This is a genomic window from Peribacillus sp. R9-11 (assembly GCF_031345095.1).
Classification (GTDB): Bacteria; Bacillota; Bacilli; order Bacillales; family DSM-1321; genus Peribacillus; species Peribacillus butanolivorans.
Genome location: NZ_CP133763.1, coordinates 2,726,713 through 2,749,579, shown reverse-complemented (window position 1 = coordinate 2,749,579; position 22,867 = coordinate 2,726,713). Strand labels below are relative to the sequence as shown.

Here is a 22,867-nt window from a genome sequence, read left to right as displayed (position 1 = left end):
TGTAAAAATAATCATTTTATGACCAACAACCCGAATAACGACGCTTTTTAAAGGCGTATTTATTCGGGTTGATCTGTCTCTAAAATTCACCAGTTGCCAATTTCCTTAAACAAGTTCAGCTATTTGGATCTGTGTGTTCTTCTTTGACCCTTATGATAGCATGCGTCACAAATTTGAAACCGTAAGCTATCCGGCAACTTTTTTCCACATCGCTTGCATTTTTTCTGATAATTAATCATTTCATCTTTTAACTGATCATGAACACCATCACTGATCTCTTCACGGACACGTTCCCAATAAATGGCTTCAGTTCTTCTTCCCATTCGGTATAGAAATAAAAGATGTAGACCTATGGCTTTATAGGAAAGTTCCAATTCCTCTAGATTCCTTGTCTTGATGATTGGATCTGGTAGATTGCTGCTCTCGGCAATGGCTTCGACCGTATCTAGCCACTGCCGGATAAGTCTAGGTTCTTTAGCTGAAAAGGGTAGATGTAGGAATCCATATAAATCCATTAACGAAAAACGTGCTTCGATTTCAGTATCTCGAATCAACTCGTAAAGCTCGCGTTCTTCTGTGAGGGATGCCTTTTTAGTTCCGTTTGGGGGCTCGAATTTCTCCCACAATTCAAAAAATGTTCCTAGATGCCGATAATACTTCTGAAAACGTTCAAATACTGCAGAAGTAGGAGCTATAGTAAAAGTTTGAACGGGCTCATCTACCTGTTCAAGCATTTTATTCATTATTTTTATCTCTGCTGTAAAAGCAACCTTTCCGGTGTCGTAAATACCTTTTCTCCCTGCCCGTCCTGCGATTTGTTTAACTTCTTGTGATGTCAGTCTTCTTCTGCGTGTCCCGTCGAATTTTTCATTCTCAAGAAAGACAATGCGACGGATTGGCAAGTTCAATCCCATTCCTATTGCATCTGTGGCAACAACAACAGATGTTTCGCCACGATTAAAAAGCTCAATTTGTCGTTTTCTATTCTCAGGGGGCATGCTCCCATATATCATGCTGACACTATGCCCACTCCCTTGGAGACGGGAGGCAGTTTCTAGAACCTGCCTTCTTGAAAAACAAATAAGCGCATCCCCTTTTTTGGTATACTTCAATCCAAACTCTCTTGGTTCTATCTCCAAGGGAATGTCCCGTGTGTATTCATGCAGTTCCAAATTTGCTCCATTTAATAAGTTGAGAAGCATCATTTTTATATTCCTGCTCCCAATAATGTGTACTTCCTTAGCATTTGCTTGTGTGATTGCTCGAAACCAAGAAAAGCCACGATCTTTATCTGCAATCATTTGGGCTTCGTCAATGACGATTACCTCATGGTAGTCTTTTTCATGAAACATTTCGACTGTACAAGAGAAATGTTTAGCACCCTCCACTGACTTTTCTTCTTCACCGGTCTTTAATGAGCAAGGCACCCCTTCTGCATTTAGCTTGTCAAACACTTCTAGTGCTAGAAGTCTTAGCGGGGCAAGATATAAACCACTTTCGGCTGCCTTCATTTTTTTGAGTGCCTGATGTGTCTTCCCAGTATTGGTCTCACCGATATGCAAAACATACCTAACCCTTTTTCCTAATGAAGGAGTATAGGCCTTTCCAAAAATATCTTCAATAATCCTTTCCTCTTCTGCTTGCCTTCTGGCTTGTTCCGCTAATGCTTCAGCTTTTCTTCTTTCCCTGTTCTCCTCATCTTCTTCAAATATTTTCTGATGCAATGATTCATTAAAAGGAGTCTTCACAAGTTTCAGTAAATCAGAAAGGTATTCTTCTTGAAGTTCATCAAAACAAGCCTGTGACAAATCAGCCAATTCATCTCGAAGTATTCCTTGAAGGGCTCCCGAAGTCAATTTTTCCCCATATGCTTCCAAAAAATCATGGTGCAGTGTTACAGGTAAATGGTTAATGAACTTTTTGGGGGCGAATCCTAAAATAAACTCTGAAATTAACCTTTCATACCTATAAAAATAATTTTCATATTCGTAATGATTCTTCCCCCAATCAAACAAGGAGTGTATATCACCTGTTAGTTCTTCAAAAAAATCAGTCACCATTAAGTATTCTGTTGATTCAAACAAACCTGCTTCCACCAATTGTTCTTCTAGCATATATGGGGTAACATATTGAAATTTCGGTTTATTTTGCAGATCAGCTACTAATATTTCAGCGATATAATACCTAACATGCAAATATAAAAGAAGCGAACTCTCCTCAAAAAAAGTATTAGCTTCGTTTTGAAGCCTTTGTCGTACTTTCCACCGCTCATTAGCCAGCCGTTGTTCTTCTTGTCGTTTAAAGAAGTTTTCCCTTGCTTTTTTATATCTCTTTTCCCATTCTTCCTGATTTTCAGAGAAGGTTTTTTTAATCCAGGTTAAAACATCAAAAGGACGATAGCTCTTTAATTCATTGCGGAACAAGCTGTTGATTAGCTTGTGATCTGACCCTTCAGTAACAAAGCCCCTTTCGTTTAGAAATCCCCTTTTTTCTTTTCTAGGCACATCGTTTGAAGCCTTACTCAACCAGACATTAATCCATATCTGCTCTATATAAGACATCCTGTCAGATATGTACGTCGAATAAGAAGGTAATGTCTCTTGATTCTCTAAATAAAAATCCATATCCTGGATGATTTTTTGTTTTGTATTCTCTATTGCAAATGGGTATATATTTTCTAATTTTCCCATAATGATCCCCTTTTGAATTTCCTGTATGTAAGTTGACTCTTTTTCTTATTTATCCTCTCCAAAACAATTTTATAAATTATCTCCACGCATGTTTTATCTGCAAAATTCATAAGGACTTAGTCGTTCGTTAAAGAAACGTACAAACGCAACCTTGCAGATAATATGATAAATCATACCAGGTGTGTTAGGTAAATGGTACTCTTACCATTTCATGTACAGTATAATACATGATAATTAGATTAGTTACTTATTATAATGGACTTTCATCGAGAAGTGATACAAATCACGTCTTATTGATTTTGCAGAGGAAACGTATGAATGACAATATATTGACTAATGCTTATGTAAAAGGTATATAAGGAAGATTTTAAATGAGGATAAGGAATTTAATGATTTTTCAATTTATCCGAAATATAATAAGGGGCATGAGTATACTGACAAAACATACTGAACTTAGAAATATAGAGAGTGTTACTTACATAATCGATAACATTATGTGTCCTTATAAATGAATTCAAACTGTCACGGCAATCAATATATTGCTCTTGAGTCTTTCTAGTTGTTTATGAAAAAATCCAGAAAAGCTAAAAAGACTATAGAAAAAGGGGAGCCTGAAAATGATTCAGCATGATATCAATTACTATAAAAATTTCGACTCTATCGCTAAGGAGGTATTAGCATTATTAGCACATACGATAGAGGTCAATACATTCTTCCTTTCTATTCGTACTCCCTTACAAAGTTTTATGATCAAATCTTTTAACCGAAATGCAGAGTTAATATTTGAAGGAGACACCCTTCCTTATAATATGGTTTTTTGCAAATTAGTTGTTGAAAATGATTTTGAACCGCTTGTTATCCCCAACTTAAAGCAACATCCATTGACAAGTGATCATCCTATAACGAAGGTTATTGGAAACGGATGTTTTATGGGCTATCCCCTTACAAATGGGGAGAATATCTTCGGGACACTTTGTGCTTTTGACATTAAACCTTTTGATTTCAAAGAGTATGATGTGATACTAGTTAAGTCTTTGGCAACTTTAATCAGTCAATCAATCGTTCTTGAAAATGGGATTATCAGGGACTCATTGACAGGTCTCTATAATCGGAACTTCATTTATAATTATTTCAATTATAATAAGGATAAAATGCACAATGAAATGGCTATACTTTATATTGATTTGGATCATTTTAAATATTTCAATGATTCTTTTGGTCATGATGTCGGAGACTTTGTTATTAAAAGGACGGCTGAATGTCTATTGCAATTTGTACCCGAGGATAGTTATGTGGCACGAATCGGCGGGGATGAATTTATCGTTTTGTTACCTACATCTCAGTGTGAGGATCTCTTAATAAGCACCCAACAAAAGGCTGAATTCATTTTAAAACAATTATCCACCATGCCCATTCACATTAATGAAAATGTTTATTTTGTCTCCGCAAGCATCGGGATAAGTTTTTATCCTGACAACGGTACCGAAATGGAGTCACTATTGAAAAAAGCGGATTGGACAATGTATAAGGCTAAAGAGTCTGGACGAAAGAATATCCGATACTATCAAGAATGATTCCTGCACTTCTAAATAAATACAAAAACCAGTGTTTATTATACACTGGTTTTCCATTATCGTAAAAAGATCCAACGTTTCGCTTTTAACCTTTGCAGAAGCTTCAGCAAGTCAGCATTTTCTTTATGTATCCGTTTCTCAGATGGTGAAGCGGAGGGGGTCGGGATGTTCACTCTCTCGGGTTTTTTGTTCATATACTGAAAGACCCTTCCTATTCTTTAGTTTTGAATAGTATATGCATATTTCCTCCAAATATCATAAGGGCAGAGGAATTTTCCTCTGCCCTTATACTTATAGTACGTCTCTTAATCGGCTGAACCGTGCAGTTTTTTCTTTTTGATTCAGGATAATGCGTTCATTCTGTTTCATCACCTTTTTAGTATGAGGGCTTAAGCCTACATCGGGAATCTTGACCTGCGGTTTGATTACGGCAACTGAAATCTCGCTGCCTGCTTTATCATAAATGCTCATTCATCCTTCACCACCTTGCTTTTGTTTTATGACCATATCAAACATCATGATCAATAATGCTATTAATAAACAATCCACTTCTGAAACGAAGCTTTCTGATTTAACATTTAGGATATAGGGTTCCATTAAAATACTTACAGGCTGCAATGCCATTTTTTCTTCATCGTTATAATACGTATCTTCTCTTTCCAATGTAGCACGGATGATACTGCCATTCAAGTTCGGATGCCCATTTAGCACCAATTGCTTGTCCTGTTCCGTTTTAAAAGGGAGAATCTTCACGTTCATTCCCTCTTTAGCTGCATAGGCCTGAAGCAGAATACTCAAGTAAGCTAGGTATTCCTTATTCGTTTGATAATACTCCGGAATTCCCTCTTTTTTCAAAAGGTGAAACATATTTTTTACCTTTTCGCGGTTGTCCGTTAAAAGTTTGTCACTTTCCGCAACAGCTCTTGTGGCATAGGAAAGTTCATTATCGCCGATTTTAGATATATACATACTCAAAAACACAAACATATCCACCAGAACAAACACAATCGCCATAATCAAAAAGTTCTTCCACTCAATGAATATACTTTTCGGATAGAAACTCCAATAAATCAATGCTCCCAAAATAAAAATGACATACCAGGTTTTCCTAATCGCTTCAATCTTCCTACTTACCTTATCTTTAAATTTCCAGGAAAGAACAACATATGCTAATAAAGCTATAAATACAATCCACACAAAGACTCTGAAAAACATTAACACATCGTTTTATCACCCTGCCCCTCATACAGCTGTTACCTTTCTCATCTCTCTCTCTATATATTATTCAGTATATATACATCTTTTCCCTGCATAGGGAGTGTGAAACTTATGTGCCGGTGGAGAGTTTTTCCCTATATAAATAAGACACTAACATATCTCGGTACGATTGACGGTGTGTTAGTCCTGTAATGACAAGTAAAGTAATAACCTCACCATTGTGAGGAAGGAATCCATCCCTCCGGCAGCCATTGAAACTACTAGAAACTACTCGATGTTACTTCAAACGGATACTGGTCTGTATTTTGGATGTACTTATCTGCCATTAACGCATAGAGAAATTCCCATTCCTCCTGATGCAGAACCTGTGATTCCAGCAAGGATAGTAGTAGTTACCTAACCATTTATTAGAGGACGTGTGAAAATACTTGAAATACAATCACGAACGGCTTTTAACTCAGGTAGCGATGTGATTTACTGCACCGAATACTTACATTTAATCTGATCTTAAATTCCGTCTTACCATTTCAATTATTTTCAGAAAATTCATATTTTTATGGTGAAGAACATAGCAAGATAGTATTCATACTGAATTGTTTGTCTCTTTCAATCACGCCGATTACGATATAGCCACTAGCCTTCCATACTGCTTCTCCCAACCTTTCAGTTGTTTTACTTGGAACAGGAACTGAATTTTCCCAATAACAAAGCCAGTTTTTTTCCTTCAGGAGAGCAATTCCCTACTGTTACTCCAAGGCTGAATCCCCTCGGGTAGCTGGGATCAGGAAAAACGACAATGTTAGCCCCTTTTTTCCTGATTCTGGGGTTAATGAAACAGCCTTTCCTGTACTTGCTTCTCGATTCATAATAACAGAAACAGCTTGGACGACAGCTACTTACAAATACGCTTACTATTTATTTTTTTACAGGGTGTCTTTCTAAGATCTTTTTAAAGCACTGTCCTAGGCATCCTCGATAAAATGGACCGATTCTATTTGGAATCATTGATGAATAATGTAATCACTTTCAAAATCTAATTTAAACTAGAGTTGGTTGGATCCATGGAATATAAATGCATTCACTAATTTACCTACATCCGACTCCCAAGATCGAGCAACGCCCCCGCTACCTTGAATGATGCCGCCCTTGCATTTTGCCAAAAAGCTACTAGGGTGTATTCCTTAAATTAATAATAGATTATTGATATTATTCCATACTTTAGTGTTACCTTCTTGTTACCAGTCTCCAGAACTTCTTTCCCTTACTAGCTGGATGATCGTAATCAGTTGGCTGCTCTTTTAGCTTTTAAGTGATTGAATCTAAAATGAAACCTTTCCGTTTAATGTCCCGTAGTTCCTTACAAATCAATTCTTCTCTATGTCACCCTGTTATTTTTTATATGCCTCCCTCCCATGATTCCATATCCGATCACATTAGCAACATAAATTCATCATAGCTTGATTAAAGATAGTTATATAGTTTCAAAGTTTTCTCATTTTCTAATACATCTCAATCCTATTATTATTTTCAAAAAAACTTTGCACCTCGATTCGAATTGTAATCATGTGTTTTAGAATTAGAACGCACCTAAACGGCCCTTGACCTGGCATTATTCTTGCATGTATTACCAATGAAAAAATTAAAGGAGTGATTTTCTTGTTTAATTTTAACCCTTCTGAAGAACAACAAATCATGATTGAAAAAGCAACTGCATTTATGAACGAGTTCGTTTACCCAAATGAAAAATATATGGTTCCACATCGCGGCCTGCCGGATGATATTTTAAAACCATTACAGGAACGAGTGAAAGAGCTTGGATTATGGGCCGGTCATTTACCAAAAGAAGTTAATGGAATGGGGATGGGCTTCGTTTCCCTCGGTTTACTGTCTGAAGTAATTGGTAGAAGTCCAATTGGTCCATACATTTTCGGCTCTATGGCACCTGATGCTGGAAATGGGGAAATTCTATGGAAGGCAGCCACCCCGAAGCAGAAAGAGAAGTACTTGGTGCCTCTTGCCAACTGTGATATCCGCTCCTGCTTTGCGATGACAGAACCAGAAGTTTCCGGATCGGACCCTACGACACTTCAGGCCCGAGCTGAACTGGAGGGCGATGAATGGGTCATTAATGCCCATAAATGGTTTACAACAGGCGCTATAGGTGCATCGTTTTCCATTGTAATGGCGATGACAGATCCGGAAGCTCCACGTCATCAAAGATTCAGCTTGTTTCTCGTCGATTCTGATAATCCTGGTTTTGAAATCGTTCGTGAAGTACCTATTATCGGCGATCATTATACTGGTGGCCATTGTGAAGTGCGGTATACGAACTGCCGCATTCCTAAAGAAAACCTTCTTGGACAGCGTGGTGAAGGGTTTAGGCTTGCCCAACTAAGGCTTGGACCAGGAAGAATCACCCATGCAATGCGCTGGATTGGCGTTTCGAAACGAAGCTTCGATTTAATGCTTGACTACGCTTCTCGACGTGTGACACGTGGAAAAACACTAACCGAGTTCCAATCGATCCAAAACTTCATTGCTGATTCATCTGCTGATATTGAAGCTGCTCGTCTAATGACGCTCCATGCTGCCTGGAAATTGGACAATGGTGATCAAGCTCGTAAGGAAATCTCAAGAATCAAATATTTTGGAGCAAAAGTGCTGCATGATGTCATCGACCGAGCCATTCAAGTGCATGGCGCTCTCGGAATTACAGGGGATACGCCACTTGAAGGCTTTTACCGTGAAGCACGGACTGCCAGAATCTATGACGGTCCGGATGAAGTCCATCGCAGCGTAGTAGCCAAGCTGGAACTCAAGGAGTTCATGGGGGGGGAATCCAATGTCCAAAAACCAGTCCAAAACACAAGCCAGTCAAATTGATTGGAACGTAATCGAAAACTACATCCGCTCACATATTCCTTTTTTACCGAATGATTCACTGCAGGCTAAAGCTTTCTCTGCAGGTTACTCGAATATTACGTACCAAATCAATATCGGAAAGTGGGAGGGTGTTTTCCGTCGTCAACCATTCGGAGACCTCCCGCCAAATGCACATGACATGAAGCGAGAGTTTACGATTTTGGGCAAGCTTAATCCCGTTTTTCCTTTGGCACCAAAACCGTTTTTATATTGTGATGACCCAGCCATTACGGATAAGCAATTTTATATAATGGAAAAGAAGGTAGGGCTTGTCCTTGATGATTCCCTTCCCCCTGAGTTGGATGGAAATCAAGCATATGCTAAGGCAGTCTCGGAAACGGTTGTCGATACACTTACACGTTTACACAGCATTGATTATCAAGCAGCCGGGCTCAATATGATCGGCAAACCGAATGGATATCTCGAACGTCAAGTCAAAGGCTGGATTAAACGCTACGAACGGTCGAAAACAGATGAATTAGACGGGGTAGGTGAAACCGAGCAGTGGCTGCTCGGCAAGCTTCCCTCCTCGTCACTTTCCAGTATTGTGCATAATGACTTCAAATTGAATAATATGATGTTCTCCTACAATAGCCCTGAAGCCGTGGCTGTTTTTGACTGGGAAATGAGCACAATCGGTGATCCATTAACGGATCTCGCCATCAGCTTGGCTTATTGGACCGAGCCAGGTGAAACCGAAACAGGACTCACCTCCGTTACTAGCAAGCCAGGATTCCTAACACGTAGGGAATTTGCCAACCTTTATGCATTAAAAAGTGGCAACAGTCTCAGTGATATTGACTATTATCTAACCTTTGCCTTCTATAAGATAGCCGTTGTCCTTCAGCAGCTTTATTATCGTTGGAAAAATGGGGATAGTCAGGACAGCCGGTTTGAACATTTACACATTGGAATCAAAAATTTAATGCATCAAGCAAATCGAGCAAAAAACCGTGAATTGTTATAAGTAACAATTGAAAGTGTCTACCCACACCTTGGGTTAAAAATTTAGATAAATGTTTAAAAGTACAAATTCCCACTTAACAGCGACTGGCGGATGTCAGTAAGCTGGATTAGTCTTCTACCCCAACGATTAGCATATGCCCTCGAGCCGATGGTGTCTGGTGCTAGACACCAAGACATTTCATATTATTTACATTTCCATAAAATATAAAAACAGCCCAAGACCAAGACAGAAAAACTTCACGATCATTTCTGTTCCAGATGGTTGTGGAGTTTTTCTTCTATGGGTGGTTTCATAGTATTCAGAGATCTGTTTCCGAATAAATGGATTCAAGTGATATCTTGACCAATTTCCCATGAATTCTGTTGAAGAAATTCCCTTGATCTTCATGTTCGATTCCTTCTGCGATATGACGAAAAGCAATCTAGAAAAAAAGAAAAATAATATTGCCAACAACATGGTAAAACAGAAAAGGTGAAATCTGTTGGACTTCACCTTTACTGTTCTTCTATAATAATCCGAAAAGAAAAACCATTGACTAGACTAATATTGTGTTTCTATAATCCATACTATTCCCCATCTAAATAATCAATGGCAAGTGCAATAAAATAACGGATAGATTCTATGAACTTATCAATTTCTACATATTCATCCGGCTGGTGAGCAAGTCGTGGGTTTCCGGGACCAATTATAATAGTTGGAATTCGTAAATGCGGCCAATACACTGAAGCGTCAGTATAATAATTAACACCTGAGGGCCTTAGGTCTAAATTAAGGTGATTCTTCCCTGTTTGAACAGCAAGTTTTACAAAGTCATCAAATTCATTTGTGGACACGGAATCCATTCGGTTAATAACCTTTATTTGATATGTTGACTGTAACTTCTCTGAAATCTCTTTGATCATATTCTCAATATCATGTAAAATGCTGTCATTATCCTGTCCAGGGACAGTTCGTATATCTAGAGTCAAATTACACTGATCAGGCACAACATTTGTTTTTACTCCACCTTCAATTGTTCCAATATTAATCGTTGGGTAGCCTAATAGTGGATGTGGAGAATATTCAAATCCATAGGTATGGAGACGATTCATTAATTCGTTCATCGCTGTAATGGCATTTATCCCTTGGTCAGGCATTGATCCATGGGCCGTTTTTCCGTAGGTGATAATTTCCAGCCACAGACATCCTTTATGAGATGTATACAGTTCGTTTTCACTAGGTTCCGATACAACTAACGCAGTAGCTTTATCTATTTGTCCCTTTTCTACGACTTTTTTTGCACCGTATCCATCAACCTCTTCTCCTGCAGTGCCGACAAACTGCAACTTCCCATTTAATTGAACACCAGCCCGTTCGATACATTCTAAAGCGAGGACCATTGCAGCTACACCGCTTTTCATATCGGTTGCCCCTCGACCAAATACTTTATTATCTATTAATTTTCCGGAAAACGGTTCGTGTTCCCATTCTACTTTACCCGTAGGGACCGTATCAAAATGCCCACTATACACTAAATATCTATCATCTGATTTCACATTCGGGTATGTTACAAATAGATTTGCACGATCGTTACCGAGATCATCCAATTCGACTTGAAGGTTTGATGATTTTAAATAAGATTGAATAACCTCAGCAACCCTTTTTTCATTTCCTTGTGGATTCACGCTGTTCACTTGAATAAGTGATTGTAGAAATCGAACAGATCTTGATTCATCAATAAGTTCAAAAATAGAATGTAAATCAGTCATCCAATCCCACCTTTTTTAGAATGATGCTTCTTTAGGTTTTTTAGCTTGAAATTTTATTCACAAATACCAAAAATCAACTTGTCTCCATGTATATTGGGAGACAAGTGAATAATTGGAACTAGGTTTCTATCACTAATTTTTATTGGATATACTCAATGATTTGAACGGTCACATAACCAACTATTTAATATGCCTGCAAGTTTCCCGGTTAATGCCAAGGAAGCATGGCCGGCTTCCACAAGTTGATGGGTTTTATCTTCACTTGAAACCAAATCCATCAATGGAAGGCTTTGTCCTTGAGGTATAAGGTTATCATTTTTTGAGATAACAACTAATAGGTTTGACTTAATTTTACCCAAATCGACTTTATTACCACGAATAGTGAACTCGCCCTTAACGAGTTTATTTTCTTTCATGAGGTCATTACTTATTTGTCGGAAAGCTTCTCCAGTTAAAGGTACATGGCCTTTTGTCCATTGGTTCATACGCCGCCACTTTTCCACAAAACGCTTATCATTAGCACGGGTCAAAAGTGTAACATAAGGACTGTAGTAGATTGGAGAAGTTATGGACCTAAACATTGCTTCAATATAGACAGGAGGAATTAATCCGTAAACATCAATGAAGCGGTCTATATTAAAAGCACCTTCTTTTAGTCCCTCCGCCCATTTCTCAGGCATGGCAGGCACACTATAATCAATTGGTACTGCCGCACATACCAGGTTCTTAATTGGCTCATCCGCAATTGCGGCATACATGGCTGCAAGTGTCCCTCCCAGGCAATACCCGACTACAGACACTTCATCTGCACCCGAATGCCTTAATGCTCGCCCTACACCTTTTTTAATATAGTCAACAACATAATCACCCAAAGTAATGTCTTTATCTTCGTATCCCGCAATCCCCCAGTCTAATAAATACACATCATAGCCACTGTTTACAAGGCCTCCTATTACACTGGTACCAGGTGCAAAATCTAGGATAGTAGGGCGGTTGATTAGCGAGTAAACAATAAAGACAGGAACATCATATTTTTTTTCAACGGTAGGATAATGCCATAAAGTCGCCTTATTTTTTTTCCAAATAGCATGTCTTGGAGTGTGACCTTCACTTAGTTCAGGTCCACTGATGGCATTTGAAAATTCGTTCCAACGCGTCATCTCTTTTTCAAAATCGAAAGAGGGAATTGTATTATTATTTAGAGTTTCAGTAGCCAAATTTATTCCTCCTTATTATCATTTAGATGTAACAGCTAGGTTTTGTTCTTGTTTTGCTTTTGTATCAATGTTTTTGCCCATTAGCTCTTTAAGAATCAGAATCTCCTCTTTTAAGCTATGGATTTCTGCCAATTCACTTTTCACTTCTTGGAGATTTGATTTCAACTGTTTTACCTCTTCTAACTCTTTTTTGGATATCGTTTGCTCTTTTTTTAGCTGTTTTACTAGCTTAATAATGTCACGGGAAACTTCAGTAATGCTTTCCATTTCCTTATTGGAGGAATCAACAGAATCTTGTAATTTCCATAACTGTTCTTCCAGCGAGTCCAATTTTTCTTCCGTTTGGATAGCTAATTTCGCTACGTTAGACAAATCTGCTTTAGTAGGTACGTTCCATTGATTGGCGAAAAACTCCTGGTTCTTTTTAAAAAACTCCAGATAACGTGCTTGGGTATCCGAAGTTAATCTTGAATAGCTTACAAATTCCGGATTATTTGACGATCCTTTGATGAAATCATTTGCTTGTTTTTCCCATTGGTCACTAAATTTTTTAAACATATCATATGGATCAAATGTTTTTTGATCTACCATTTTCTGAAGAACCCCCTGTATTTTGATTTGATTTAATTGATTCGTTTAATCCCTCCATATATGTATGAAAAGGAAAAAACACATTTTTCATTTGGTTATTCATTATTTTCAAGAAATCACGTTGTTTATTCTGGATAATGGAAGCAGTTTGTTTCATATTGTCCACATACAGATTGCGGTTATTTTGTCTAAATTCAACATGCTCTTTCAATACGGACATAAAGTTGTCAACATGTTCGCCATTTAGCAGATTAGCCCCTGATGTTAACTTTGTTGTATTGTTTTGAACATCATCTAATTGTTTGTTAATTTCCTCATAGGACTTTACTGGGAAAAAATATTGCAGGACAGTCGTTGCGTTGAGAAGTTCCTCTCTAGAGATTTTTTCCCAATGATGCAGCTCTTTAGAAAATTGTTCACTGAGTTCTTTACTATTTTTATGATTCCTTTTAACATTTTCTGCAAATTGGAGAGCAGATTGAAGTAGTACTTCCTCACGAAATTCTGTCCTTTCAACCCAAGCATCTAATTGTTCAAACGCTTGATTCCATAAAAGGTCTAAACTTGAACTTGAAGTGTTTTTTTCGATTTGGTGTATTTTTGCCATTATATTTTCCCTCCACGCTTTACGATCGAAGTCATTATTTATAGGACTTCGTCAAAAATTCATATATACTTCCCTTACCCACAAATAATCAAAGATAATAAAAATTACTAAGCAACCTTAAATAACCTTCTCTTGGTTTACCGTTGGAATAACTGAATCCGATACCGGCTTTTCTTTAAGTATGATTGCACAAACAACAGACAGGGCCGCTACTGAGGCAAAAAATATAAAAACGTTACCAAAGTCTTGTGAACCATCCGCCCCTACAGTCACTAAATAACCCGCGACAAGAGGAGACACAAACGCACCCAGTTGACCAATACCATTAGATAACCCAGTAGCACTTCCGACTATTTCCTTTGGATAGCGTTTAGGCAAAAAAGCATAAATTGAGCCGAAGTTTAAGTTAACAAAGAAACCGACAAGCAAGAGCAGAGTGAGCAACAGGGCAGGTTTCCCACTGTCTATCGCACCAAGCATCCACAATACAGGAATACTACCTATCCCTCCAATTAAAGCAACAGGTTTCATACGACCAAGAACTTTATCCATCAGCCATCCCCCTAATAACATAGCGAAGAAAGCAATGATATAAGGGGCAGAACCAAAGAAGCCCATTTCCTTAATATTCATCCCATGCTGCGTAACCAAAAAACTAGTTAACCAGGTAGTAGTTCCCCAATAAACGGCCAATTGACAAAAAAGAAGCAAAGTATAGACATAAAAATGAAAGTCTTTTAAGAAAAGCCCGTAGGTTTTTCTTTTCTCTTCCTTCGACATCTTTTCAATTGGAGAATCGTCTTGTCCATCAATATCCTGTTCCTTACTTATTCTCCCTTTAGCAATCATTTCTTTTGGGGTATTCGATACAAAATACCACAGTAAAAAAATTGCAACCGCACCCGGAATAGCAAGAACATAGAATACCGGTCTCCAATCCCCCCCAAAAAAGTAGAAAGAGATACTAGTGACTATAACTGGCACAATTGCGGGAGCAACTGCCCATGAAGTTGCGAAAAAAGAAGTGGCTCTTCCTTTTTCATTTTGAGGAAACCAGTTGTTTATTGCCCGAATCGCTGGGGCAAAATGATGTCCTTCTCCAAATCCTAAGCCAATACGTAATAATAAAAACTGGGTGAAGTTTTTGACAGCTCCTGTTAAGGCTGTAATGACAGTGAATACCAATATTGCAATGTACATAACCTTTTTAGGACCAATTTTATCAGCAAGATAACCAGCGCTTATTTGAGCAGCAGCATAAGCAAAGAAAAACACGGATGCAAGTTGTCCTACTTCGACTGGGGTTAAGTTTAAATCTTCCTGAATAAATGGAAGGAAGGTTAAGACTGCCATCCTATCAAAATAATTAATAATATAGACCAGCCAAAGAACGACAAGAACGACATAACGGTAGTTCCATGCTTTTTTCACAATTTTATTCAATATGATCGCTTCCTCTACATAGATTATGGTAAATCAATCCGCAATAAATAATTAGAGATGCTTTACTACTAAATAGTGTGAAATTTTAATTAAGCAGAAGATTCTTCAACTCGGCCTTTAAAACTTTGCCTGCCGAATTACGAGGAAATTCTTCTACGAATTGAATTTCTGTTGGGACCTTATAATTGGCTAAATATTCGGAAACAAAATCTTTTATTTCTTGCTTTTCAATGGTTTCATCAGCCTTGGGTATGATAAAGGTTTTTACGACTTCGCCCCAGAGAGGATCTGGAATTCCTACTACAGCGGCTTCTAATACTTTTGGATGATTATATAAAACATTTTCTACTTCAATCGAGAATATTTTTTCCCCACCACGGTTTATCATGTCTTTTTTACGGTCCATAATATATACAAAACCATCCTGGTCTATTTTTGCTAAATCTCCTGAGCGCCAGAACCCATCAATGAATGATGCTTGGTTCGCTACCTCATTGTCCCAATAGCCCTCAACCACCATTGGTCCCTTCATTAATAATTCTCCAACTTCTTCAGGTAAACATGGTTCACCCTTATCATTAACCACTTTTAATACTCCAACAGGAACCGGCAATCCAACCGAAACACTCTTGTTTTGATTATAGGATTGTGGCATTATTGTTGCTGGTGAAGTACTCTCGGTTGCGCCGTAAGCATTATGCAGATAGGCATTCGGAAAATGCCTTTTTAAATTATTAATAGTTTCGGAAGACATAGGTGCACCACCAAAGGCAATACAATTTACATTTGGATACCTATAATTTAGAAAATCTTGGTGAGACATCATCATGACATAGATGGTTGGGACGTTAAATAAAAAGGAAACATTTTCTTCAGCTGTTAAACGAATATATTCTTCCGTCCTATATCTACTCATGATAACGGATGTCCCACCTATTCTAACCATGTGCATTAACTGGCCAATCAAGCCGGTGACGTGAAAGAGAGGAACAGCGATCAATGTCCGTGTTTCTTGATTTAATTTTAGTACCTGTTCATAATTCATTGAGCTGTGAATGGCTCCTAAATGACTACCAATGGCTCCTTTTGGAAGTCCCGTTGTACCTGAAGTATACATAATGAATAACTCATCATCTTCCGAGACATTTATGTTTACAACTGAAGATTTTTGTTCTAGGACTTCAAAAGGAAGATAGTCTTTTCGCCTTGGTGTTCCATTTCCAATCAAGAAATAATTTTGAACATTTATGATTGAATCTTCATCCCTCAAGTTTTCTACTTTAGGTAAAAATTCATCATCCGTAATCAAAATTTTGGTGCCGGAATGTTCTACCATATAAGAAAGTTCTTTTTCTTTTAATCTCGTATTTAATGGCACAACTATGGCGCCAATTTTCGCACAAGCAAACACTAGTAAAGAGAACTCGATACTATTCCCCAATAAAAGGGCCACACGGTCTCCCTTCCCAACAAGCAAAGAGTTTTGTAAATTACCGGCAATATTTTCCACTTTATCGAGCATCTCTTGATATGTGAGTCGAATTCCATTCATGACCAGTGCTTCTTTTTCGGGATATTGTTCAACCGTTTCTTTCAACATAGACATGATATTTTTTGGCCGTTTTCCGAAAACCTTCATTTTACGATTAAAATGCATTTCTTCCACGATGTTCATTTTCATACCTCCTTAACTAGCTATTTATCTTGCAGTCCAGCCCCCATCGACATTCAATATTTGGCCCGTAACATACGCAGATGTATCAGAAGCCAAGAAAACCACTGGCCCTACCAAGTCTGAAATTTCTCCAATTCGTTTGATCATTGCGGAATCTATTATCTTTTGAAGCCTTTCAGGGTCAGAGAGCCAGTCACCAGTCATCGGAGTTTTTATATATCCTGGTCCAATTGCATTAACGGTAATATTATATGCAGCTAATTCTTCCGCCCATACTTTTGTCATTTGGTTAATGCCACCTTTACTTGCAGCATAAGATGTTTGGAATGGCATTCCAATCGTTCCTAAAATAGATGAGATATTGATTATTTTTCCATAGCTTTGTTTGATCATTTGTTTTGCACAAGTTTGACCAACTAGAAAGATTCCTTTTAAATTAACTTCTAAAACTGTATCCCAGTCGCTTTCTTCTATGTCAATTAATGGCTTACGAATATTGAGTCCCGCATTGTTCACTAAAATATCAAGTGAACCAAATCTATCGACAATTTGGCTAACCAAATCTTCCACTTGACACTTCTTAGTAACATCGCAAGAAATGTAGTGTGCATCAATATTTTCTTCCCTTAACTGTAAAACCGCTCGTTCTCCTTCCTCAGTTCCTCGGCTGGAAATGACAACTGTTGCATCATGATGGCCTAAAGCCTGAGCCATTCCAAATCCAATACCTTTACTACCTCCTGTTACTAGTGCAATCTTTCCTGCTAGATTAAATGTAGGCAAATTCATACTCTTTTTCCCCTTCCCCTTTTTGAATGACTGTTCTTTTGTTTCAGCAAAAGAATAATCAAACCGCCATTTATATATTTTTTTAGACTTACACAAATAATTAGTTAATGCAATTGCCGTGCCAACTTTTATAATTGGATGAAAAAAATTAATTCATGGCACCTTTTTTACCCGAAATATGTTTATATAGCAATGAATCGGGGTAGTAAAACTTTATTTATTACAAAAAAAGCCAACGAATATACGTTGACCATAATGGATTATATAAATTTCCCTTGATTACTTTCTTCATCATTTACCGTGTTTACAAACCTAATCTCTTCATTTTCTTTACAAGTGCCGATTGACTGATGCCTAATTCTTTAGCCGTGCTACGTGTTGTTTTATATTCTTGAATTTTCTCTTTTATTATCTTTCGTTCAACATTTTCAATGATTTCTTTTAATGTACTCTTTACATTTTGTTTAAGTTCTAATCCTTGTAACATACTTGGTGGCAAATCCTCCAAGCCTATTTGTTCCAGATCGGCCGTTACAACTAATCTCTCAATCAAGTTTTCCAACTCCCTAATATTACCAGGCCATGGATATTCCTCGAAGAAACGAATGATTTCCGGATGAAAACGCTTATTTAATCGGTTCTTTTTGTTCATTTTATTTAAAAAATAGAAGGCTAGCGGTACGATATCTGCTTTCCTTTCTCGTAATGCTGGTATTTTAATGGGAACAATATTTAATCGATAGTAAAGATCCTTTCTAAACTCGCCATTTTCGACCATTTCCTCCAAATTCCTATGTGTCGCTGAAACGACCCTTACATCTATTTTGAAGCTACTTCTCCCGCCGACACGAGTGATTTCAAATTCTTGTAAAACCCTTAATAATTTAACTTGAAGATCAATTGGCATGTCTCCAATCTCATCTAAAAAAATCGTACCCCCATTTGCTTGTTCAAATAAACCAGGTTTTCCACGACTGTCCGCACCTGTAAATGCGCCCTTTTCATATCCAAAAAGTTCAGATTCAAGAAGGTGCTTTGGTATGGCTGCACAATTCACTTTAATTAAAGGTTGGTTTGCGCGTTCACTTTCTTGGTGTAGGTATTTAACGATGACTTCTTTCCCGACGCCAGACTCACCTAAGATGAGTAAAGTTGAATCAACTTTTGCCAGTTTTTTAGCAAGAAGAAAAACCTTTATAATCTCTTGGCTTTGAGCTACGGATCCGTCAAGGTTCATATGCAGCATTTCCTTTTTTTTAAGTTCCTCGATTTCATTTAAATATTTTTGGGTTAAATTTATGGAATTTTGCAGTTCGGTCTTCATATGGTTTAAATCCGTTATATCCCTTACGTTCGTTACAACGTAAGCAATTTCCCCATTCTTGTCATATACAGGATTTCCAGTAACTAATAGTTCCTTTCCTCTTACAGTCTGAATAATCGTTTTTGGCGCTTTTCCATCTAAAACTTTCATTGTAACGGATTCAGAAACTAGGCCCTCTTTCACCACTGTTTTCATATTTTTACCAAGAAGTTCCTGGCTTTTCACACCAGTAACTCTTGAGTATGCATGATTTACCATCATTCCATTACCATTTTTGTCGGCAACGTATATCCCATCGTAACTTGACTGAAATATGGAAGCTAAGATGTTTTGGATGTCTGTATTGTCAACACTTTCTATCTTGGTGTCCTGAGATATGATGAAGTCACCAATTGTATACATATTTTGCATTTCATTCGCCCCTAAAAAGTGTTTTGTAAGAATAACAGGTAAAGCGTTTTTAAATAAACTTTTTGTTTTAGATAAATAGAATGATGAATTTTCGAATCGAAAAACATAGGTGATTCAAAATGTACTCAATTACATTTATTTATTTAATTCTCCAAATTGTTGGAAATACCTTTCTCTTTTTTCAGAATTTTCACTATACTCTACATAGTTAACGAATTCTTTACAAAACTTCTAATTAGTTGGATGAATTTGAAAATGGCCAAAAAAAATAACCCGTACAAGCACTAATGGAAAGTACCTGTTCATGGTTATTTCTCAATGAGATTTTTCATTTTTAATAATTAACGGTCTCGAGCTTACAATCTACTACTTATTTACCCCTGAACCTACCATAACTTTAAAACCGTCTTCCACACGACGTAATAATCTAAGCTGTGCTGTTCTAGCAAGATTAATGTATTCGTTTGAATTAGCTGTACGTTCTTTTCTATGTGTTTGTAAGTTCTCTACATAGGCTTTATTGTTTTCAACAGCCCTCTTTTCAAATCGCTCCATTATATCAAAGGATGATTTTAATGGAGTTAACATAATGTTTTCGAATCGATTCACGACTTCCTGTCCTTCATTAATGAAAGAACGATGTCCCTCTGACAAAACTTCCTCCGCTTTATTACTTTGGAATGAGTTCATAACATCCGCATTTACTTTTTTATTTCCTTCGTAAAAGGATGTGAGTGATTTACGAAGTTCAGCATTGAACTTTGACGTTTCCTCAAGTGTCCTAATGTATACTTCCTCTTGATTTTCAAGGACTTTGCGGGACCGCTCAATAGCACCTTCATACTGATTCCAAACTGTATTAACGATTGATTCAGAAATATAGGCCTTTTCAATTTGTTCATTCTTCTTTTGACTCATTTTTGTTCCTCCCCTTATTCTTGCTAGATTTCTCTATTGAATCCCTCATCTGAAATGAAGGCATATAGAGCTCTAAAAAACTTGAATACATACGGAAAAATTGATCCAACATGGATTGGTAGTTCTCCAAATGGGTTGCATGGGTTCTTAAATAAGCAACACCAGCGTCTGTGATCGAATATTTCCTTTTAGCGGGACCACTGCCTGTGGTATCCCATTCAGAACTCACTAAATTATCTTGTTCCAGTTTTCGCAATAGCCGATATAAGTTCCCTTGATCAAGGGTTTGGAACCCAAAGTTTTGCAGCTTTTGGATAAGCTCGTAGCCATGTAAGGAAAATCCGCTGAGAAGTAACAAAATAAATGGCATAATAAAATTTTTCGAAGGGGCTAATGATTGTTCTTTGTTGTCTTTTGCCATCCAATTTCACCTCGATAATTAATCTATATATGTATTTTACACCTATAAGTAATTACAAGTCAAGCGAGCACATATATATATAATGCAATTGAATGAAATTTCAAAAATAAGCCACCATGAGGTAAGGTTTTGAACTTACAGAAAAAGGAATATCTTGCTAAATCTCGAATTAGTCAATTACGGACCAAACTATTTAAGAATGGTGGTGACTCAAAACGCTTGTTAGACAAAGAAATGGCATCCAGGAATTATACGACTTAGAACCTACAACGTTTGATTCAAACAAAATTTGGATTCTGTCTTGCGTTTTATTTCAAAATAGCCATGGTTGGGTGCTCCTAAGAATTGAACTATGCTGATGGTATATGTACGAGTGGAGTGAATGGCGAGCTCATCCACTATTGTACGAAAATTTTATTACTAGCAGCTTGACGTTACATTAAAAGAGAGCATGCGGACATCGATGCAATTACCATGTTTCATTCTTCGTATTTATGGCAATTAAATCAAAACAAGTTAAGGGGGTTTTGATTGTGAAAAAGACAGCTGTCAGTAAAAACGAAATGCCTTATTTACGTGTTGGTTATGGCGAATCTTTAATTCTCATTCATGGACTTGGTGAAATAAAGGAGGGTTGGGGGAAACAGTTTGAATTAGCAGATCAGTATGACCTGATTGTTCCTGATTTAAGAGGACATGGTGATAATCTAAGAATGGACGGAATAACGATTAAAAATTTTGCAAAGGATATTTTGTCCTTACTTGATGAATTAAAAATAGAAAGCGCTCATATTTGTGGAATGTCAATGGGGGGTATTGTAGTACAGGAAATTTATCGGCAAGCACCAGAAAGATGCCTATCCTTAATTTTAGTCAGTACGTTTTATCATGCCCCAGCACAGTTTAGAACAATCTTTTTCCCTGTTCGAAAGGCAAGGGCACTCTTATTGTCTTCCGAGGAGCAAAAATTAATGGCTGCCAAAACTTGTTTATACTCTTGGAAACAGGAGAACATGGAAGCGTTCTTCAAGTTTTATAAACCAAACAAAGAAGCTTACGTTAAATCTATGGAGGCATGCCTAGAAATCGATAATCGCTCTTTATTGCCGAAAATTAAAGTTCCTACACTTGTTATTGGCTGTCAATATGATTCAATAACCCCAGTTTGGATACAGATTCTTATGCACGAACAAATCCCTAACTCTGATTTAGTTATTTTCCAAAAATCAGGACATATTGCAAAACTTGAAGTTACGGAAAAATTCAATCACACATTGCGTCACTTTTTAAATGAAAACGGACTGACTGAAAAAGCTGGATAACTTGTCGAAGGAGTACTTTCTTCCCCTTTTATCTACCCATTGGAATCAAAGAATATTATTAATTCTAGATCAACACCAATAATTCAGTCTCAGAAACGAAGAAATGATTCCTTTTTCAATGGAAGCATTTCTTCTTTATTTTATTGAACATTGATCACTACATTGATTGTTAATGCTTAGATTTTATTTTCCCACCCAATCCGTTCCTTTGAAACAGTTACAGAAGGAGCAAGGAAGTTATTTACATAATCAAAAACTCATTCGAATTGAGTGAGTTTTTTGCATGATTAGAAATTAAATAGCTGAATATGTGCAAAGGATATCATTCTTTTCACGGCTTTGAGGGGAAATCAAATTATTTGAACAACATCGGGGGACAAAATCATCGGTTCATTAAGAGACAAGTCCTACTTTAACGTTAATTCGTTGACATTTTTGCCTTTATTAAACTTATTAAAATAACCCTAATCATCACTTCATGATTTTAGGGTTATTTCAGCATATCTTTAGGTAAATTGAATGAATTTATAATTCACATCCATTTAGAACAGTGGTGACTCCCAACACGTAATATAAGACAAAGAAGCTTTAGGGTATTCAGGAGTCCTACGCTTTAAGACTGGATATTATTTTGCCTTACATTTCAAAATAGTTATTTTAGATTTGAACTATGCTGGAAGATATATTCTTTGTTCGAGAGGATTGTCGAGCGCCTCCCTACTATCAAAGACTTGATACAAAGATTAAAACATGACCTTAACTTTCGCTGCGAATGTAACAATCACGTTTCTGATATACATCCTCCGTTACTTCCTATTCCCGTTTAGTCAAGAAATCTCAGAAATAATATGCTGGAAAAAGTGCAGGACTCCATTCCTCTTCATGCTATGAAAAGGGTTTAGTTCTTTTAGATGCCACACATTTTGAGCAAGAGACGACCGTACAACTGCACAACATAAAACTCTTACCGGAAAGAAGGCAAAAGATTATAGAAACAATTATTAAACACTCAATTACAAGTGATTAACCA

The 22,867-nt window shown here is 37.2% G+C and carries 19 protein-coding genes and 1 pseudogene; 5 read left to right on the top strand and 15 right to left on the bottom strand.

The window, feature by feature from the left end:
- Positions 1-119: 119 nt before the first annotated feature.
- The gene (locus tag RE409_RS13480) at positions 120-2,690 is read right to left on the bottom strand and encodes a helicase-related protein (RefSeq protein ID WP_309559171.1); all 2,571 of its coding nucleotides are present in this window, start codon (positions 2,688-2,690) and stop codon (positions 120-122) included.
- A gap of 617 nt (positions 2,691-3,307) precedes the next feature.
- Here RE409_RS13480 and RE409_RS13475 point away from each other — a divergent pair.
- On the top strand, positions 3,308-4,264 hold the full coding sequence (locus RE409_RS13475) for a sensor domain-containing diguanylate cyclase (protein ID WP_201224578.1): 957 nt from the start codon (positions 3,308-3,310) through the stop codon (positions 4,262-4,264).
- A gap of 291 nt (positions 4,265-4,555) precedes the next feature.
- On the opposite strand, the gene RE409_RS13470 is transcribed toward RE409_RS13475, so the two are convergent.
- The 3 genes and pseudogenes from RE409_RS13470 to RE409_RS30695 form a co-directional block, all read right to left on the bottom strand.
- The gene (locus RE409_RS13470) at positions 4,556-4,735 is read right to left on the bottom strand and encodes a hypothetical protein (protein ID WP_053346023.1); all 180 of its coding nucleotides are present in this window, start codon (positions 4,733-4,735) and stop codon (positions 4,556-4,558) included.
- Positions 4,736-5,479, bottom strand: a complete 744-nt coding sequence (locus tag RE409_RS13465) for a type II toxin-antitoxin system SpoIISA family toxin (protein WP_053346022.1) — start codon at positions 5,477-5,479, stop codon at positions 4,736-4,738.
- A gap of 566 nt (positions 5,480-6,045) precedes the next feature.
- Positions 6,046-6,348: pseudogene (locus RE409_RS30695) on the bottom strand (nitrilase); the annotation flags it as partial.
- A 790-nt stretch (positions 6,349-7,138) separates the two neighbouring features.
- Here RE409_RS30695 and RE409_RS13455 point away from each other — a divergent pair.
- The gene (locus RE409_RS13455) at positions 7,139-8,365 is read left to right on the top strand and encodes an acyl-CoA dehydrogenase family protein (RefSeq protein WP_201224579.1); all 1,227 of its coding nucleotides are present in this window, start codon (positions 7,139-7,141) and stop codon (positions 8,363-8,365) included.
- Positions 8,325-9,371: a phosphotransferase family protein gene (locus RE409_RS13450; RefSeq protein WP_201180572.1), complete on the top strand. Its 1,047-nt coding sequence runs from the start codon at positions 8,325-8,327 to the stop codon at positions 9,369-9,371. Before RE409_RS13455 ends, RE409_RS13450 begins: the two co-directional genes overlap by 41 nt.
- A 186-nt stretch (positions 9,372-9,557) precedes the next feature.
- Here RE409_RS13450 and RE409_RS13445 read toward each other — a convergent pair whose 3' ends face one another.
- From RE409_RS13445 to phaQ, 11 genes are all read right to left on the bottom strand, one after another.
- The gene (locus tag RE409_RS13445; protein WP_201180574.1) at positions 9,558-9,758 is read right to left on the bottom strand and encodes a hypothetical protein; all 201 of its coding nucleotides are present in this window, start codon (positions 9,756-9,758) and stop codon (positions 9,558-9,560) included.
- 179 nt (positions 9,759-9,937) lie between these two features.
- Positions 9,938-11,119, bottom strand: coding sequence for a M20 family metallopeptidase (locus tag RE409_RS13440; RefSeq protein ID WP_309559169.1), 1,182 nt, complete (start codon positions 11,117-11,119; stop codon positions 9,938-9,940).
- A 152-nt stretch (positions 11,120-11,271) separates the two neighbouring features.
- Complete coding sequence (locus tag RE409_RS13435; RefSeq protein ID WP_235569436.1) at positions 11,272-12,336, bottom strand: alpha/beta fold hydrolase; 1,065 nt, start codon at positions 12,334-12,336, stop codon at positions 11,272-11,274.
- Between the two features lie 18 nt (positions 12,337-12,354).
- Positions 12,355-12,927, bottom strand: coding sequence for a polyhydroxyalkanoate biosynthesis repressor PhaR (locus RE409_RS13430; protein WP_053346018.1), 573 nt, complete (start codon positions 12,925-12,927; stop codon positions 12,355-12,357).
- On the bottom strand, positions 12,905-13,534 hold the full coding sequence (locus RE409_RS13425) for a hypothetical protein (protein WP_201180578.1): 630 nt from the start codon (positions 13,532-13,534) through the stop codon (positions 12,905-12,907). The genes RE409_RS13430 and RE409_RS13425 overlap by 23 nt, the downstream gene beginning before the upstream one ends.
- A gap of 117 nt (positions 13,535-13,651) precedes the next feature.
- On the bottom strand, positions 13,652-14,977 hold the full coding sequence (locus RE409_RS13420) for an MFS transporter (protein WP_201249485.1): 1,326 nt from the start codon (positions 14,975-14,977) through the stop codon (positions 13,652-13,654).
- A gap of 85 nt (positions 14,978-15,062) precedes the next feature.
- Complete coding sequence (locus RE409_RS13415; RefSeq protein ID WP_201224582.1) at positions 15,063-16,652, bottom strand: class I adenylate-forming enzyme family protein; 1,590 nt, start codon at positions 16,650-16,652, stop codon at positions 15,063-15,065.
- A 24-nt stretch (positions 16,653-16,676) separates the two neighbouring features.
- The gene (locus RE409_RS13410; RefSeq protein WP_201224583.1) at positions 16,677-17,441 is read right to left on the bottom strand and encodes an SDR family NAD(P)-dependent oxidoreductase; all 765 of its coding nucleotides are present in this window, start codon (positions 17,439-17,441) and stop codon (positions 16,677-16,679) included.
- A 304-nt stretch (positions 17,442-17,745) separates the two neighbouring features.
- Entirely contained in the window at positions 17,746-19,176 is a 1,431-nt protein-coding gene (locus RE409_RS13405; RefSeq protein WP_116822079.1) for a sigma-54 interaction domain-containing protein, read from the bottom strand.
- A 366-nt stretch (positions 19,177-19,542) separates the two neighbouring features.
- Positions 19,543-20,094, bottom strand: a complete 552-nt coding sequence (locus RE409_RS13400; RefSeq protein ID WP_057213883.1) for a hypothetical protein — start codon at positions 20,092-20,094, stop codon at positions 19,543-19,545.
- On the bottom strand, positions 20,075-20,515 hold the full coding sequence (gene phaQ / locus RE409_RS13395; protein WP_053346010.1) for a poly-beta-hydroxybutyrate-responsive repressor: 441 nt from the start codon (positions 20,513-20,515) through the stop codon (positions 20,075-20,077). The genes RE409_RS13400 and phaQ overlap by 20 nt, the downstream gene beginning before the upstream one ends.
- Before the next feature lie 129 nt (positions 20,516-20,644).
- On the opposite strand from phaQ, the gene RE409_RS13390 reads away from it, so the two are divergent.
- Both RE409_RS13390 and RE409_RS13385 read left to right on the top strand, forming a co-directional pair.
- Entirely contained in the window at positions 20,645-20,776 is a 132-nt protein-coding gene (locus RE409_RS13390) for a hypothetical protein (RefSeq protein ID WP_274608124.1), read from the top strand.
- A gap of 272 nt (positions 20,777-21,048) precedes the next feature.
- Positions 21,049-21,837 (top strand): alpha/beta fold hydrolase, encoded by a 789-nt coding sequence (locus RE409_RS13385; protein ID WP_223305279.1) that lies wholly within the window; start codon positions 21,049-21,051, stop codon positions 21,835-21,837.
- Positions 21,838-22,867 lie beyond the last annotated feature (1,030 nt).

Excerpts from the sequence above, each read along its gene's own strand:
- RE409_RS13480 (WP_309559171.1), bottom strand. The coding sequence starts at position 2,690 with ATGGGAAAATTAGAAAATATATACCCATTTGCAATAGAGAATACAAAA.
- RE409_RS13475 (WP_201224578.1), top strand. The coding sequence starts at position 3,308 with ATGATTCAGCATGATATCAATTACTATAAAAATTTCGACTCTATCGCT.
- RE409_RS13470 (WP_053346023.1), bottom strand. The coding sequence starts at position 4,735 with ATGAGCATTTATGATAAAGCAGGCAGCGAGATTTCAGTTGCCGTAATC.
- RE409_RS13465 (WP_053346022.1), bottom strand. The coding sequence starts at position 5,479 with ATGTTTTTCAGAGTCTTTGTGTGGATTGTATTTATAGCTTTATTAGCA.
- RE409_RS13450 (WP_201180572.1), top strand. The coding sequence starts at position 8,325 with ATGTCCAAAAACCAGTCCAAAACACAAGCCAGTCAAATTGATTGGAAC.
- RE409_RS13445 (WP_201180574.1), bottom strand. The coding sequence starts at position 9,758 with ATGAAGATCAAGGGAATTTCTTCAACAGAATTCATGGGAAATTGGTCA.
- RE409_RS13440 (WP_309559169.1), bottom strand. The coding sequence starts at position 11,119 with ATGACTGATTTACATTCTATTTTTGAACTTATTGATGAATCAAGATCT.
- RE409_RS13430 (WP_053346018.1), bottom strand. The coding sequence starts at position 12,927 with ATGGTAGATCAAAAAACATTTGATCCATATGATATGTTTAAAAAATTT.
- RE409_RS13425 (WP_201180578.1), bottom strand. The coding sequence starts at position 13,534 with ATGGCAAAAATACACCAAATCGAAAAAAACACTTCAAGTTCAAGTTTA.
- RE409_RS13415 (WP_201224582.1), bottom strand. The coding sequence starts at position 16,652 with ATGAACATCGTGGAAGAAATGCATTTTAATCGTAAAATGAAGGTTTTC.
- RE409_RS13410 (WP_201224583.1), bottom strand. The coding sequence starts at position 17,441 with ATGAATTTGCCTACATTTAATCTAGCAGGAAAGATTGCACTAGTAACA.
- RE409_RS13405 (WP_116822079.1), bottom strand. The coding sequence starts at position 19,176 with ATGCAAAATATGTATACAATTGGTGACTTCATCATATCTCAGGACACC.
- RE409_RS13400 (WP_057213883.1), bottom strand. The coding sequence starts at position 20,094 with ATGAGTCAAAAGAAGAATGAACAAATTGAAAAGGCCTATATTTCTGAA.
- phaQ (WP_053346010.1), bottom strand. The coding sequence starts at position 20,515 with ATGGCAAAAGACAACAAAGAACAATCATTAGCCCCTTCGAAAAATTTT.